The sequence below is a fragment of the Candidatus Woesearchaeota archaeon genome, assembly GCA_027858315.1.
Taxonomy (GTDB): Archaea; Nanobdellota; Nanobdellia; order Woesearchaeales; family UBA583; genus UBA583.
Window position 1 is genome coordinate 18,155 of sequence record JAQICV010000075.1, and the last position, 16,105, is coordinate 34,259.

15 protein-coding genes and 3 tRNA genes are annotated in these 16,105 nt (G+C 30.4%); 2 read left to right on the forward strand and 16 right to left on the reverse strand.

What is annotated here, in order from left to right:
* On the forward strand, positions 1 to 594 hold the full coding sequence (locus PF569_06985) for a methyltransferase domain-containing protein (protein MDA3855984.1): 594 nt from the start codon (positions 1 to 3) through the stop codon (positions 592 to 594).
* A 51-nt stretch (positions 595 to 645) separates the two neighbouring features.
* Here PF569_06985 and glgP read toward each other — a convergent pair whose 3' ends face one another.
* Positions 646 to 2,283, reverse strand: a complete 1,638-nt coding sequence (gene glgP, locus PF569_06990) for an alpha-glucan family phosphorylase (GenBank protein MDA3855985.1) — start codon at positions 2,281 to 2,283, stop codon at positions 646 to 648.
* Between the two features lie 124 nt (positions 2,284 to 2,407).
* On the opposite strand from glgP, the gene gpmI reads away from it, so the two are divergent.
* Complete coding sequence (gene gpmI, locus PF569_06995; GenBank protein MDA3855986.1) at positions 2,408 to 3,943, forward strand: 2,3-bisphosphoglycerate-independent phosphoglycerate mutase; 1,536 nt, start codon at positions 2,408 to 2,410, stop codon at positions 3,941 to 3,943.
* A 4-nt stretch (positions 3,944 to 3,947) separates the two neighbouring features.
* Here gpmI and PF569_07000 read toward each other — a convergent pair whose 3' ends face one another.
* From PF569_07000 to PF569_07070, 15 genes are all read right to left on the reverse strand, one after another.
* Positions 3,948 to 4,343 carry a hypothetical protein gene (locus PF569_07000; GenBank protein ID MDA3855987.1) on the reverse strand — a complete coding sequence of 132 codons (396 nt, stop codon included), beginning with the start codon at positions 4,341 to 4,343 and terminating at the stop codon, positions 3,948 to 3,950.
* 35 nt (positions 4,344 to 4,378) lie between these two features.
* Positions 4,379 to 5,650, reverse strand: coding sequence for a thioredoxin domain-containing protein (locus PF569_07005; protein MDA3855988.1), 1,272 nt, complete (start codon positions 5,648 to 5,650; stop codon positions 4,379 to 4,381).
* Between the two features lie 45 nt (positions 5,651 to 5,695).
* Entirely contained in the window at positions 5,696 to 6,217 is a 522-nt protein-coding gene (locus PF569_07010; protein MDA3855989.1) for a DUF2227 family putative metal-binding protein, read from the reverse strand.
* Between the two features lie 3 nt (positions 6,218 to 6,220).
* Positions 6,221 to 7,201 carry a radical SAM protein gene (locus tag PF569_07015; protein MDA3855990.1) on the reverse strand — a complete coding sequence of 327 codons (981 nt, stop codon included), beginning with the start codon at positions 7,199 to 7,201 and terminating at the stop codon, positions 6,221 to 6,223.
* 15 nt (positions 7,202 to 7,216) lie between these two features.
* Positions 7,217 to 7,606, reverse strand: a complete 390-nt coding sequence (locus tag PF569_07020) for a hypothetical protein (protein MDA3855991.1) — start codon at positions 7,604 to 7,606, stop codon at positions 7,217 to 7,219.
* Between the two features lie 62 nt (positions 7,607 to 7,668).
* On the reverse strand, positions 7,669 to 8,802 hold the full coding sequence (locus PF569_07025) for a hypothetical protein (protein MDA3855992.1): 1,134 nt from the start codon (positions 8,800 to 8,802) through the stop codon (positions 7,669 to 7,671).
* A gap of 1 nt (position 8,803) precedes the next feature.
* Positions 8,804 to 11,389 (reverse strand): DNA-directed RNA polymerase subunit A', encoded by a 2,586-nt coding sequence (locus PF569_07030; protein ID MDA3855993.1) that lies wholly within the window; start codon positions 11,387 to 11,389, stop codon positions 8,804 to 8,806.
* Between the two features lies 1 nt (position 11,390).
* A complete protein-coding gene (locus PF569_07035) occupies positions 11,391 to 13,199 on the reverse strand; it encodes a DNA-directed RNA polymerase subunit B (GenBank protein ID MDA3855994.1) in 1,809 nt (602 codons plus the stop codon).
* Between the two features lie 83 nt (positions 13,200 to 13,282).
* Complete coding sequence (locus PF569_07040) at positions 13,283 to 14,749, reverse strand: DNA-directed RNA polymerase subunit B'' (protein ID MDA3855995.1); 1,467 nt, start codon at positions 14,747 to 14,749, stop codon at positions 13,283 to 13,285.
* Positions 14,750 to 14,815: 66 nt separating this feature from the next.
* Complete coding sequence (locus tag PF569_07045) at positions 14,816 to 15,043, reverse strand: DNA-directed RNA polymerase subunit H (GenBank protein ID MDA3855996.1); 228 nt, start codon at positions 15,041 to 15,043, stop codon at positions 14,816 to 14,818.
* Positions 15,044 to 15,082: 39 nt separating this feature from the next.
* Positions 15,083 to 15,156: transfer RNA gene (locus PF569_07050), tRNA-Lys, on the reverse strand.
* Positions 15,157 to 15,216: 60 nt separating this feature from the next.
* Positions 15,217 to 15,291 (reverse strand) — tRNA-Asp (locus PF569_07055).
* Positions 15,292 to 15,308: 17 nt separating this feature from the next.
* Positions 15,309 to 15,452 (reverse strand) — tRNA-Tyr (locus PF569_07060).
* A 111-nt stretch (positions 15,453 to 15,563) separates the two neighbouring features.
* Positions 15,564 to 15,980, reverse strand: a complete 417-nt coding sequence (locus PF569_07065) for a hypothetical protein (protein ID MDA3855997.1) — start codon at positions 15,978 to 15,980, stop codon at positions 15,564 to 15,566.
* On the reverse strand, positions 15,977 to 16,105 hold the full coding sequence (locus tag PF569_07070) for a hypothetical protein (protein ID MDA3855998.1): 129 nt from the start codon (positions 16,103 to 16,105) through the stop codon (positions 15,977 to 15,979). Before PF569_07070 ends, PF569_07065 begins: the two co-directional genes overlap by 4 nt.

Consider the following 16,105-nt stretch of genomic DNA (forward strand, 5'->3'; position numbering starts at 1 on the left):
ATGCAACATTACGAAGAAATTATGGACCTTGAGGCTACATATAAAAAGACTCTTCATCATTATGCTCAAAATCTAACAACATATGAAAATCCATTCATATTAAATCTGGGATGTGGAAAATGCTTAGAGGGAGAAATATTAAAAGAATTTTTTAATGGAAAGTTATTAGGAGTAGATATCGATAAGGAAGCAATTAAAATTGCAAAAGAAAACAATAACTCTAAACATGCCAAGTTCTACGTGAAAGATATCAATGAACTTAAGAATTACATTCCAATTCAACCAAACGTAATAATACTAAGACATCCTTATATAGGAGACATGAATTGGACAAATATTCTGCAAGACTGTTTTGATTTAACAAAAATAGGTGGACTGCTTTTAGTAACAAATTGCATAAGTACGGAATATGAATTATCACAAAAACCTATCAAAAGAGTAGGCTATGATATAGAAGTAAGTGAAGAAAACCCACATGCTCATTTTGTTTCGAGAAAAGGAGCAACATCAATTGCAATGTCTGATGGATACATTACAATTGCAAAAAAGAATAAGGAATTAACAAAACTAGAAAAAATAGTTAGATTGTTTTAACCTGTAAGCTCTCTTTACATATTTTTCCTATTAAAAATACTCTAAGAAAGATTATAATTTTAGTCTATAGGCTTTCTTAATGTATTCTCTAGCCATTCTATGAGTATTAAAATAACCTCCTGAATTACCAATTGAGAGTTTCATCTCCTCAACCCATTCAGCTTTATTTTGAGAGTAAAACATTGGGATAACTTTATACTCAAGAGTTGTCATAAAATCAGGATATTCACTAATTGGGAAACCACCACCATTCATCTCATAAGCCTCAATTGCCCAACCATCTAATCTTGAGAAATGCAAACAACCATTCATTACAGCTTTCATACCTGAAGTGCCTGATGCTTCATTAAAAGGTATTGGAGTATTAAGCCACATATCACATCCCGCAACTAAAAGCTTTGCAACTTCCATGTTATAATTCTCTACAAATGCAATTGAAATATCTCCCTTTAGAAGTTTTGCTTTCTCAATAATTCTTCTCATAATATCTTTTCCTAAACCATCCTTAACATGAGACTTCCCTGAGAAAATAAATTGCACTTTTTCACCCAATCTCTTTAAGTTATCAATATTTGAGAAAATAAGTTCAGCATCCTTATATGCAATAAAACGCCTTGCAAAGCCAATAGTTAAAACATCTTCTTTCAAAACTGAGCCTGCAACATTATTTTCATTAACAAATTTAATTAGATCCTTCTTTGCAAGAGAATGAGCCTTATAAATCTCAGAATTAGGAATCTTAAAAACTTCCTTTAATTTTGTAAAATCTTCCTTCCAACCTGGAATTGAGTTATCAAAAACACTCTTCATATAAGAACTAATCCAAGTCTGGCCATGAACACCATTTGTAATGTACTCAATTGAAAAATCTGGAAACATATCACGAGTCACTTCGCCATGCTTTCTTGAGACTGCATTAATATGACTTGAAAAACTCATGGCAAGTGTTGTAGTGTTAAGTTCATATTCGCCAGCAAGCTTTCTAATATGAAGTGGTACTATATTCTGCTCTCCTCTAAGTTTATCATCAAACTCCTCATAAGAAAATTTATCATGACCTGCAGCAATTGGAGTATGGGTTGTAAAAACACATTTTTCACGAACTTCTCCATCATCCCAACCAATACTCTCTCCAATAGTCTTATACAATTCTAGCGTTAAAAAAGCACTATGCCCTTCATTCATATGGTATTTCTGAATTTCGTTATATTCTAGCTCTTTTAAGGCCCTAAAACCACCTATTCCAAGAACAATCTCTTGTCCAATTCTATCTCCCACATACAAATGATTAGTCAAATGCACAGCAGAATCAGAATTACCTTCAACTTTTGTATCTAAAAAATAAATTGGAACCCTATGTCCCGTAACTCCTTCATATTCATACTTCCAAATCTTAATCCAAACATCCTCTCCTGAAATATTAACTTTAACCTTTTTTCCAGTATCTTCTAAAATTTTCTCATAATCCCATTTATCATCAAGTTCTTCTTGAAGATTAGTCTCTTCATTAATATGTTGTTTAAAGTAACCATCCTTATACAACAACGTAACAGCACAGAAAGGAACCCTCAAGTCAGCCATAGCCTTAATAGTTCCTCCTGCAAGAATACCTAAACCACCTGAATAAGTCTTAATCTTCTCAGAAATTCCAATTTCAGCACTAAAATATGCAATTTTTATATTACTCATATATTATACATAGAATAAATGTTTATATAAATTATAAATTACTAATGAGGGGAGAAATTATTCTAAAAACTCCTTTTCAAAAGGAGTAACAAGTATTTATATATTAAAATATACTAAAACAGATATGAATAAAAAACCCATAATGCTCACAATTCTAGACGGATTTGGAATAAAAGACGACAAATATTATAATGGAGTACTAAACTCTCACATGAAAAACTATTTCTCACTTTGGAACAATTACCCTCATACTAGACTTCACGCATCAGGTCCCCTCGTTGGTCTTCCAGATGGACAAATTGGAAGTTCTGAAGTAGGACATATGACAATTGGTGCTGGAAGACTAATCAAGCAACCCCTAGTTAGAATAACAGAAGAAATCGAATCTAAAAAATTCTTTTCACATAAAAAACTCCTAGAAGGAATAAAATACATAGAAAAGAGCAAAGGGAACATACATATAATGGGACTATTAAGTAATGGCGGAGTCCACAGCTCAGACATACATCTGCATGCTCTACTAGATTTCTACAACTCCTATGCAGAAGAGATAGAAGGGAAAATATTCATACATAATTTTCTAGATGGAAGAGATACGCCACAAAAATCTGCAATAGGCTACATTGAAGAATTAGAAAACAAAATAAACTCTCTTGAACACAAGGATAAATTCATTATATCAACAATTTGCGGAAGATACTACGCAATGGATAGAGATGAAAGATGGGAGAGAACAAAACTAGCATATGACATGTTAATAAATGGAGTAGGCAAGAAAACAACTTCAGCAAAAAAAGCAATTGAGGAATCATACAAACAAGAAACATACGATGAATTTTTAATGCCAACCATACTTCACATAAAACCAATAAAAAATAATGATCTATGTATATTCTATAACTTTAGATCAGATAGACCAAAACAAATCGTTGACGCAATTATTAATCCAGAGTTCAAAGAATTTGAAACAAAAAAACTCAAAAATCTAAAATTTCAAACCCTGACTAATTATTCTCCAAACTTCAAAGTAGATGTATTATACCCAACCATATACCCAACACGAACTTTTGGAGAAATAATTGCAAAATCCAATCTAAAACAATTAAGAATTGCAGAATCCGAAAAATATCCTCATATAACATACTTTTTTAATGGTCTAAAAAATGAACCATTCAAGAACGAAACAAGAATTAAAATACTTAGCCCTAAAGTTGCAACATATGATCTGCAACCTGAAATGAATGCACCCGAGCTAACAAAAAAAGTAATTGAAGCTATCAAAGAGAATCAATACGATTTTATACTACTAAACTACGCAAACTCGGACATGGTAGGACATACTGGAAATTATGAGGCAGTAATTAAAGCAATGAAAGAAGTAGACAAAAATCTGGGTCTCATTAAAACTGAAATCGACAAACTAGGCGGAACTCTATTAATAACAGCAGATCATGGGAATTGCGAGACAATGCGTGATGAAAAAGATAACCCACACACAAAACATACATACAACCTAGTACCATTCATACTCTGCGATAAGAGCTACAAACTAAGAAAAGACTATGAAAACCTATCATTATACAATATAGCACCAACACTATTAGAATTATTAAACATAAAACAACCTAAGATAATGGACAAATCAATAATAGAAAAATAAAAACTCAATACAACATTCCAAATAAAACATAAACGATAACATACAAAACAAAAGAATAAATCTCTTCTTTTACATCAAACTCTATAAATGAATTTTCAAATACAAGTGAAGCTATGAAAATTATCAAAAGGAATAAACCATTATTTTGCAAAAATAAAAAAGAAAATCCAAGCAAAACAATATCATGAAATTTCATTGTATCTTTATTTTTCAAAGTAAGAGATAAAACATACAATAAAAATAATGCAAAAAACAAATAGATTATATTTAAACTTAAAGAAAAATAAAATAAAACTCCATAAAAAATAACCTTTAATAAATTACTCAAAATTAAAACATATCTCTTAATCTCATCATGTTCTTCTTTTGTAGATTTACCTAAAAGAAAACCAAAATACAAAATAAAATAAGAAAAAAGATATTGATAAAACATCTCTAATTTTCTAGAGCAGCTAATTCAGCATCAATTAAATCTTTAAATACAGTATAGTCTTGTGCTCCTGAAATAAATGCTTTTCCAACAAAGAATGCTGGAGTTCCACTTACACCATAACCTTGACCAAGAGCTAACTCTTCATCAATTTGAGCATCATAAGTTTTAGCATCTAAACAAGTATTAAATTGTTCAGTATCTAAACCTAAATCAACTGCATAAGTTTTAAGAGTCTCAACTCTATCAACTGTTGAACTTGACCATTCAGAAACTGAATCCCAAACATTTCTACTATAAACTTCAAACTCACCTTGTTCATTAGCACAAAGTGCAGCATTATGAACAATTCTGGAATTAGGATGTAGTGAAGCTATAGGAAAGTTATAAAATACAACTTTTACTAAACCTGCATCTACATACTCCTCAATAACTTTAGGCATTGGAGGAACATATCCTGGACTTTGAGCACTAAATTGTGCAACTAAATCAGGATTACCCTCAGCAATTCCACAAAAAGGACATTCAAAATCTGTAAATTCTACAACTGTAACTGGTGCATTTACATCACCGATAACAATAGCAGAATCAGTAATAACTACATCTTCAATCATAACCTTATTAGGGATAAATTGAGGATTCAATAAGTAATATGATTTTCCTAAAACTTCTACTTGAACAAAAGCTCCAGCTAACTGTTCAGCCCAATCATCTCTTTGATCAATATTTGTACCAAATAAATAAACTGGAACTTGATTAACATTTAATTCTGAAACAATTGCAGCTCCTTCTTCACTATCAAAAGTAATTTTAGTAGCAACTAAATCTGGAATCAAATTAACTTTAACTTGCTCTACAAATAAATCAACTTGACAATTAATACAACTTGGATCTTCAACAATTAAAAGTTCAACCATTCCATCTGTAACAACAACAGGATCTTCAATATCAATTGGAACATCAGTTGAAGAATCACTTGAACCACTAAAAATAAAATATCCTAGAACCCCAACCAATGCAGCAATAACTAATAACAAAATAATAGCAGCAAACATCCAATTATTTCCTGACTCTTTTACATTTGAGGAAACATGTGTTTTATCTGTTTTATTATTCTCAACTTTTTTAGGTTGAGCCTTAACATTAGTACTCTTTTTATTGGCAGCTACTACCGGTGCTTTTTTTGCAACAGTCTTCTTATTAGAAGTCTTCACACTAGCACTTTTCTTTGGCACAGCTTTTTTTTTAGCCATAGACTTTGTTTTACTTTCAGCCATAATTAAAAACCAACTAATTCCTTTATAAATTTTATTCTTATAAAATCAAAAAAACGCTAAAAAAGACACAAAAAATGACAAAGTAAGTAAAAATGAAATTAAATTAAAAAACCAAAAATCAAAATGAGAATTTGTCGAAAATTTAAAAAATCTAAATCTAAAAGTAAAAGGATAAAAAAGTTCAACACCAGAAACCGTAAACATATCTTCAAAAATATGTAAAAAAAAACTCAAATAAAAAATTCTAAAAATTAAAACTAAAAAAAAGTTTATAAAAATAAATTCTCCAAAATAAATCAAAATAAATGGAATCCAAATACTATGAGTAATTCCTCTATGTCTGAAAATGTATTTCAAAGGTAAAATGAAAACCGAAAAAAAATAGAAATTTTCCTTATTAAATTTGTCTAATTTTTTAATAAATTTAATATCTAAATCAGGTAAAAATGAAAAAAAACCTACAAAAAAACTACCAAACAAAACAAAAAATAAATCATATTCGAAACCAAAATATAAAATCCACAAACTAAGTCCAAAACTCATAATTAAATGATTAAATTTTCTCATCTTTTAATCCTTCCAAGATTTAAGTTTTGCCAAAAAAATTCTTTTAAATTCATCATCAAATTTTCGAATAGCTCTAAACTCACTAAAACCTCTAAGCTCAACATATTCTTTCCAATATCCTTCGCAAAATTTATTATAAACGCAAGACATACAAATTTTCCCTTTTCTCTTAGAACCAGCCCTCAAAGAATTCCAATCACCAGGAGTCTCATCAAGTTGTTTAATCTCACCAAAATTAGTATGAATCTTCATATCTGAAAAGAATTTCAAATCATAATCTAAACTTAAAGAGCAAGGTAAAATCTGCTCAAATTCAAGCTTTAAACCACTCTCCTTTGCAAATTTAATGCAACTTTGAATCTCTAAATCAATATTTTTGTAATATGGGACAATTTCATCAAAATATTTAAGCGCATCTCCATTTGCATGAGGAAATGCAATATTACAATATTTAACTCCAAGCGAATCAACAAACTTCAAAAGATTCAACAAATCATCTTTATTAATATTAGAAATAACTACTTTAATTCCTATCTCTCCTCCAACTTCAAGAATATTTTTAATACCATCAATAGTTTGAACAAAACCATTTGGAGCTCTCGTAATTTTATCATGAATTTCAGCACTAGAACCATGAAGTGCAATCATATAATAATCAATATAATCAAATGCTTTCTCTAAATATTTTTTCGAAGAAAAAGCTCTCCCATTACTTTGAAGTAAAACTCTAAAACCCTCTTCTTTTGAAAACTTAACAATCTCATGAAAATCTTTTCTAACTGTTGGGTCCCCACCAGTAATTGTAACTGCAGTGCAACCATTCTCTTTACTCTTCAAAAGCTCATCAAAAAATTCTTGAGTACCACGATTCTCATTCCCTCGAAGTTCTCTTGCCCTATCTCTTTGATCAGAAATAACACAATGAATACAAGAATTATTACAATCATACCCAACTTTCAAATCAACATACTTAATTCCTACCATTTTTAAATTCTAAAATTATCCCATACCCATAATCAAAACACCGAAAATTTTAATTACTTCTTCTTTCTCTAAATCAATTATTGTAATAAGAGATAAAGTACTTCCAGAACTTGAAAACTCAACATAGTACAAATCCTTTTGAGGTAAATCTAAATACAACTCCTTGTATTGTGTTTGATTCTTTAATTCTTCAAATTCTATTGGCTTAATCTTCTTAAAATCAACTACTTTAGTATCATTATGTTTTTCCAAATACTCTAAACCATCATCATTAGTTTCTAAAATTTTCAAAAATAATCCAGATGTAGGAATTAAATCATTATTTACTATAACTTCTTGAGTAGAATTACTACACCCACTTAAAACAAACAAACTAACAACTAAAATTAAAATAATTTTTTTCATAATAAAAAATATAAAAATTAATATATATAATTATCGTTTAAAAAAAAGAAGTAAATAAAAAATTATTTATTTTCCTTAACGGAAATTCTAGGAATACCAGTTCCAACTCTAACCATTTGATTAGTCATTACATTTTCAGTAATAGTGTTTAACTTGTTCTCTTCATTTTGAAGAGCACCTTTAGCTAAATGTTTAAGTGGAGTCTCAAAAGAAGCCCTAGTTAAAACATTTTGTTTATCTGAAACAATACCATACCTAGTCATTCCTTTAACATCACCAGTATAAGTCATAGCATCTGCAATAAGTAAAACATGTCTATCATTAATTGATAAACCTTGAGATTTAACAACATCTTGAATCTCAGTAATAATAACTTGTCTTGCAGCTTCAACACCATAATTCTCTAAAACTCCAAAAAAATCATTACTGTAAATTCTAGACTTATCAATCTCATCAAAATTTTGAACTTGACCTAAAGCAATACCACGAGTAATAATTACATACTCATCATCTTCTTTAATTAATGAAACATCCTTAATTCCTTTAATACCATAAACAACTGAATTAAGAGCAAGCTCTTTAATTGCCATCATATCTTTAAGTGAAGAAGAAGAAGTACCACTAATAATTAATTGTTTTCCAACAATTTCTGCTGACTTTTTAATTTTTTTATCGAGATAAGAAACAATAGAATCAAGTTCTACTTTTAATTTTTTAAATTTTGAAACATCTAAATCTACTTTAACAACTTTCCCTTCCAAATCAATATCAACATTATTAGCAAAATCAATTAATCTTGTCTCTTTAATTTTATCAGCAACAAGTTTTAATTTAACTTCATCTAAACCTTTCTTCAAATAAAGTTTCATTAAAGGAGCAGATAAATTCTTTTTACCATCTAAAATCTCAATAAGTCTAGGTAAACCCTCAACACCATGTGAAGCAACACCTGCAAAATGAAAAGTATTAAGTGTCATTTGTGTAGCTTCAGCTCCAACAGATTGAGCAGCAATAATACCTATTGCTTCATAAGGAGTCACAAGTGATTCCTCATACTCATTCTTAATATTATTCAAAACTTTACTAACATCCTTATCACTAACTTTATTAGGTAAATATTTCTTTGCTTCCTCTAAAACATATTTAGGGAATCCTGGATTCTCCTTTTCAAACTTATCAAATAATTTATCCACCATTTTATTTCTTACCTCCAAGAGTATTTTCAATTATCCCTTTAACATCAAAAGCACCACTAACAGTCTTTGCTACATCAATACCATCATCTCCATACTTAAATTGAACTACAACACCATCTTCATTTCTAACACTTAAATCAGTACTAACAATCAAATCGAGCATTGCTGTTGCCATTCTTCTATAAAGATAACCAGTTTTAGGAGTTCTTAAAGCAGTATCCATTAAACCATCCCTTCCAGTGATATTACCTATAAATACTTCATAAGGTTTCAAACCTTTTCTTAAAGCACTCTTAATATATCCTCTAGCTTCAGGTCCAATATCTCCTTTCTTAAAACAAGATAAAGTTCTCTCCTTATATCCCCTAGAAATTCTTTGACCTCTTAAAGCTTGTTGTCCTAAACCTGTGTGCATTTGAACGATACTCATAACCTTACCCATCGCTCCTGAATCTGCCATAAGCATTGTACCAGTATTTTTATCCAAATCTTCTTTTACAATCTTCATAGCATCATCCCTAATAGAATTCAAAAGTTGTAAAATTTTAATCTCTAAAGTTTGTTTCAAAGTCATACCAGTAATTCTTTCCAATTTATCTGTCTTAAACTCTTCAATTAATCCATCAATTTTAGCATAAACTTCATTATTAATTCTTTCAATATCATCATCAAGTTTCTTTGGAACATCAAAATCACCCATACTAATAGTAAATCCTTTCTTAGCAAGAACTTGAATACCTAAATTAAACATATACCTAACAGTCCTCAAAACTTCATCAGGTCCATAATTTTTATGTAAATGTCTTAGAAGTGTACCACCACCATCTCCAATAGTTTTTTTGTCAATTACTCCTTCAACTAATTTACTATTTTTAATAATAACTTGTCCACTCTTACTCTCTCCAATAAAATTAACTCCTTCAGGCAAAATCACTGAAAAAACTTCCCTTCCTGTAACTTTCTTTCCAAACTTAATTCTATTAATTTCTCTAAATCCTATTGAAAATAATAACTCTAAAGCATCTTCTCTAGAATACTCAGTATCTTTAGTCATAACATAAAGACCAGTAATAGAATCTTGAATACAACCAATAACAGCATCACCTGAAGCAGGTGAAATTAATTGATGTTTTACATCCATAATTCTTTCAACTTCTTGTCTAGCTTCCAAAGTTTGAGCTGCATGTAAATTCATCTCATCTCCATCAAAGTCTGCATTAAACGGTTTACAAATACCTGGATTAATAGCAAATGTCTTAATAGGTAATACTTTAACAACAAGACCCATCATAGATAATTTATGTAATGAAGGTTGTCTATTAAAAATAACACTATCCCCATCAAGTAAATGTCTCTCAATAATGTAACCTGGTTCAATTTCATCTAATAATAATTCTACAATATCAGTTGAGATTTTCTTCTTTGAACCTGTATTTGTTCTCAAATAACTAGCACCTGGATAAACTAAAGGTCCATTTGCAACAAGACTCTTTAAAAAATCAATATTCTCAGCAGTAACACTCTCAGGAACAGTCAATTTTCTTGCAATTTCAACAGGAACACCTACTTCATTCAAATTTAATTTTGGATCAGGCGAAATAACAGTTCTCGCTGAATAATTTACTCTTTTACCAATAAGATTATTTCTGATAAGACCTTTCTTACCTTTAATTCTCTCAGCAATAGATTTTAATGAATCTCCATTTCTATGTCTTGCAGGAGGTAGACCAGTAATAGTATTATCCATATATGTTGAAATATGGTACTGTAATAAATCCCAAACATCCTCAATAATTGCTTCAGGAACACCTACTAATAAATGCTCATGTAATCTTTGATTAGTTCTAATAATATCAGTTAACTTATGAGTCAAATCATCCTCAGACCTTTGACCGGATTGAAGAGTAATTGTTGACCTCATTGAAACAGGAGGAATTGAAAGAGCAGTTAAAAGTAACCATTCAGGCCTAAGTCCAACTAAATTCAATAAAGGTAAATCAGAATCTAAAATATTTTCAAATCTAAATCTAATCTCAGTTGTAAGTAATCTTTTCTTTTCACCTTCAGAGAAAACAAAAACACTTGATTTATCTAATTTAACACCTTCTTGCTTTGCTTCACAATGTGGACAAGTTTTAACCTTATTCAAATTTGCCATAAATTTAGTATAAAATTTTGCAAACTTTTCTGAAGACATACTGCCTCTAGCATCATCTAAATATTGTTTAGCATCAGCAATTTTTTCTTCAGGATATAAAACTCTAAAACATTCTCTACAAGTAGATTGAAGAGTCCTTAAAATAGGATCAATAAATAAAACATTTAAAATAGGTCTTGCAAGCTCTAAATGACCAAAATGTCCTTCACAATCTTTATAATTGTTACCACAAGTTTTACATCTCAAACCTGGCTCAATAACACCCATTCTGATATCCATAAGTCCACCTTCTACAGGGAAACCATATTTATCATAAATTTCAGGAGTTATAACTTTTACAACACTTTGCTTTAAAATATCTTTAGGTGAAAAAATTGAATATTTCACACTACTAATTCTTTTTGTAATATTTTTATTTCTATATGCCATTTTACTCAAAAAACCTATCCTGTGTTCCAAATGATGGATTAATACCCATAGACTTCAACTCATTAATAAATAACTTGAAAGCATATGCTAACTCTACTTCATCAAACTTAGATGTGTTACAAACTGGACATTTACTCCTGTAATTAAACATGTAAGGATCTGCCAAGAAACCACAACCTTTACAAACTAAAGCTGTAGTTTGATCTGAAGAGAACCTCTCTTTTAATAAAAGAGCTGCTCCATGGGAAATCAAAGCATCCTTCTCCATCTCTCCAAGTTTCAAACCTCCACCTCTAATTCTACCTTCAGCAGGTTGCCGAGTAAGTAATTGAACTGGACCAGTACCTCTAGCTTGAATTTTATTTTCAACTTGATGTTTAAGCCTTAAATAATAAAGGGAACCAACATAAATTTGAGCTTCCATTCTTTTTCCAGTCTTTGGATGATACATAACTTCAGTACCTGAAGACTCAAATCCAAACTCTTTCAATTGTTTTCTCAAATCCTCTTCTTTTTCACCGTCAAAAGCATTACCATCAACAACCTCTCCTCTAAGAGCGGCAACTTTACCAGCTAAAACTTCCATAACATGAGATACAGTCTTCCTTCCAGGAATTGAATGTGGAGAGAAAATTAAATCAGGAACAATACCATTTTCTGAAAAAGGCATATCTGCTTGAGGGATAAGTGCACCAATAACTCCTTTCTGACCATGCCTTGAAGCAAATTTATCTCCAACAATAGGACCTCTTTGAGTTCTAAGTAAAACATTTACTTCTTTATCTCCTGCAACATTCTCAATAATATGAATCGAAGAAACAACTCCAAACTCTTCCTCTTTCAAACTTAAAGAAGAATCAACATTCAAATTAATCATTTGACCAAATCCTTCAATTTCTTCAATAAATCTTGGAGGTGAAATTTTTCCAATTAAAATGTCATCACTTTTAATTGCTTGACCTAAGTAAATAATACCATCATCTTCTAAATATCTATAATCAATCTCAGCACTATATCCTTTAACATCTTTTGAAGGAATAGCAATTCTATCTTGAAGTCCACCAGGATATTTAATCTCAGAAGACGAATATTTTTTATAGTAAAAAGATCTTTGAAGACCTCTCTCAATAGAAGATTTATTCAAAATAAGTCCATCCTCCATGTTATAACCTTCAAAACTCATAATTGCTACAGTCGTATTCTGACCAGCAGGATGATGATTAAGTCCTAACAACTCATAAATAAAAGTTTCGACTAAAGGTTTTTGAGGATTAATCAAAAGATTTCTATCAGTCTCAACTCTTTTCAAATAATTTAAAGCATAAGTTCCAACAGCTTGCTTAATAGTTTTCTGTCCTCTCATAAGCCTTGAAGGCTCATCAAAATCTAAAAAAGGAACTTGTGCAGTATTAATACCAAACATTGTAATAGGCGTAATCTCTAAATGAGTATGTTCTAAAGTAAGTTCAGAATCACTAAAAGCAAAATATGCTCCTTCTTCTTCCAAAGTATCAATATATTCAATAACACCCATATCAACCAAATCTTCAAATGAAATCTTTCCAGACTTAACTTCATCATTTAACTCTTTAGTAAATTTAGAAACTCCATCCACAACAATAATTAATGGTCTTCTAATTCTACCAGGCGTACTATCAATATAAACAAAACCTAACTCCTCATCAAAATGAGCATTACAAATTTTATCAATCTCTCCTGCTCTTCTTGCTTTTTTAAAGTTCTCAACAAACTCTTTAGGATTTGAACAAGTCCCAGCAAACACATCATTAAAAAAAATATCTCCAGCCATTTTAACAATTTACCTCTCTTAATTTTAAAATGGTACCGAAAAAATTAATACCATTTATTTCTACAATTTTTGACTGTACCATTTTATTTATTCATCCCCAAACTTTTTAATTTTTCAACAATTACTTCAGTATCAATACTTTCATAAGTTGTTGTTGCAAGAAGTGACAAGTTCTTCCTTAAACCAATACTATGACCTTCAGGAGTCTCCACTGGACACAATTTACCATAATGAGTAGGATGTAACTCTCTAGCATTAAAGTTTTCTTGTGAAGTTGAAAGAGGTGAAACTACTCTAGTTAAATGTGACAACATATCAAAGAAATTTTCTCTCTTCAAATATTGTGCAACTCCTCTTCTTCCATCAGACCAAGTACCAATAGCAAGAGCACTATTAATTTTTTGTGTTAATAATTGCTCCCTAATAATAATCTTCATAGATGAAAACCTTCCTCTCTTAATCATTCTTTGAAAATTTGTTAAAATATCAACAATCAAATCATTAAAATTTCCAACAAATAATTGCTCAAATAATTGACCAACCAACTTTACTTTTTTATTTGCAAAATGATCTTTGTCATCTAAACTAGCTTGTTTATTTGTAATTTTATAATATTTCTTAAACAATTTACAAATAAGTTTAGCTTTAGTTTCTCTATCATCAATACTAGTTCCAACATGAGGTAAAACAAAATTTTCTAAATAAAAAGAAACTCTATCTCCCTTCTCTTTACTACTACCAACTAAATTAAACTTTTTACTCAAAAATTCAATCGCTTCTTCATTAGTTGTAATTGTAGAATATCCAGACATTTGGAAAATAACATCCGAATCTGTAACTTCTGTCAACTCAACAATATCTTTATCTTTAGTGATTCCTAAGGCTTTAATTAATAAAAAAATAGGTATGTTTTTAAAATTACCAAAAGTGTAAATATAACTTCCGTCTTTTAATCTTTTAATTTCTTGAAGACTCTTATATACTCCTCTCTCAGAGAACATTCTTCCTAAAGGTTCAATAGCTTCAATATCATCAATAAAGAATTTATTCAACGCTAAATCTTCAATTAGAACTACAACTTTCTCAGTTCCAGAAATAATAAAATATCCACCAGGTTCAAAAGGATCTTCCCCTAAACCAATCAATTCATCTTGAGATTTTCCATTAAGGACACATTTATCAGACTTAAGCATAATAGGCATCTTTGCAATCTGAACTTCAAACTCATCTTTTTGTGAACCAATTAAGGTACTCACTGTAAGATAAAGCGGTGCAGAATAAGTTAAACCTCTAAGCCTTGCAACTGCAGGAGTAAGATGCGTAATCGAACCATCAACTTCAATATGTACTGGACTACCCAATCTAGCATCTTCAATCTTTAAATTAACCTCATCATAAACTTCAAGCAAATATTCAGGGATATTTGACCTATCAAATTTCATAATGATCTCCTTAAGTCTTTTTTCTATAAAATAATTATATGACCTAATCTGACTCTCAACTATACTATTGTCCTTAAAATAAGACTTTAACAACTCTTTATATTCCATTCTTTTGATTTTCCTCGACAGTTCTTCAAACTGATTTGTTTTGCACTAACTGTAATGTTCAATTTATTATTCAATAACTACTCTAAAATACTTACTCACTCCAGCAAAACTTTCTCGTGTAATCTCTATAACATCACCGATTACTACATCCATAGAACTAATTGCAGGATCTTTTACCTTTATTTTAGGTAATTTAACAACACCAACTAACTGATGTTTCTCTAATAGTAAAGTTATCTCCTGTGGGGATAATTTCCTATGTTTTGGTACCAAAAAACTAATATTTTCTTCCATTTTAAAAATAACCTTGCTTAAAACCACTAAAGGAAGTAACGAGCCGTACGGGATTCGAACCCGCGACACCTAGATTAAAAGTCTAGTGCTCTACCAGACTGAGCTAACAGCTCGTGATAAATTGCAAAAAGCCCAAATGAAATTAATCCATTTAGGCTTTCTGTCTTTAATAGCGCCCGAGCCGGGATTTGAACCCGGGTCTTCACCTCGACAGGGTGAAATGATGGGCCGGACTACACCACTCGGGCAATAACGCTATTTTAAGTCCAAGCACCCGGACTTGAACCGGGAACCTGTCGGTTTCTGCATTGTTTGGCAAATCGCGACTGTCTTTAGTATCATCCTAGTTCTAAAAGAACCAGTCAAAAAGATTTTACAGCCGACCACTCTACCATTGAGCTATGCTTGGGTTACTTAATATAAATTGAAATTTATACCCCTTTATAAAGCTTTTTATTGAATGAAATTCAACAATAAAATTTATCTTAAAAATTATTGAAAATAACATAAATAAATTTAATTATTTATTCCCAAAATTAATTTTTGGAAGAGGAATTGGAGAAGGCAAATTCAATGAATCTGCAAGATCTAAAACCTTTACTGTTGCTTTACTATATATAAACTTAAATACAACTTCACTAACAGTAGTATTTAACTTCTTATCTGCTTCCCAAGACTTCAAAGTCTCATCAACAATTTCTTTAGTGTCAGCGTAAACAACATCACCTTCAACACTAATTTTTCCTAACTCTTTACCATAGTTAACATCAAATGCAAAAACAATCTTTAAAACATCATTTTTATTTGCGCCAACATTTAGAGTAGTCTTTTCTACACTTTTAATACTGATATTGTGTTTAATTTCAATACTTCCAGAAGCTTTTCCTGTAAGCTTAACACAATCAAATTTTGAAAAACTAAATCCTATTACACTCATTTTATTTTTACCTCAGAGATTATAATCAAAAAATCAAATGTGTCCCGAAACTTTGTCGAACTTGTTGACAAAGGCTTAGAAATGTAAACATTTCTTGAGAATCTTTGATTATTGACTGCACTCAT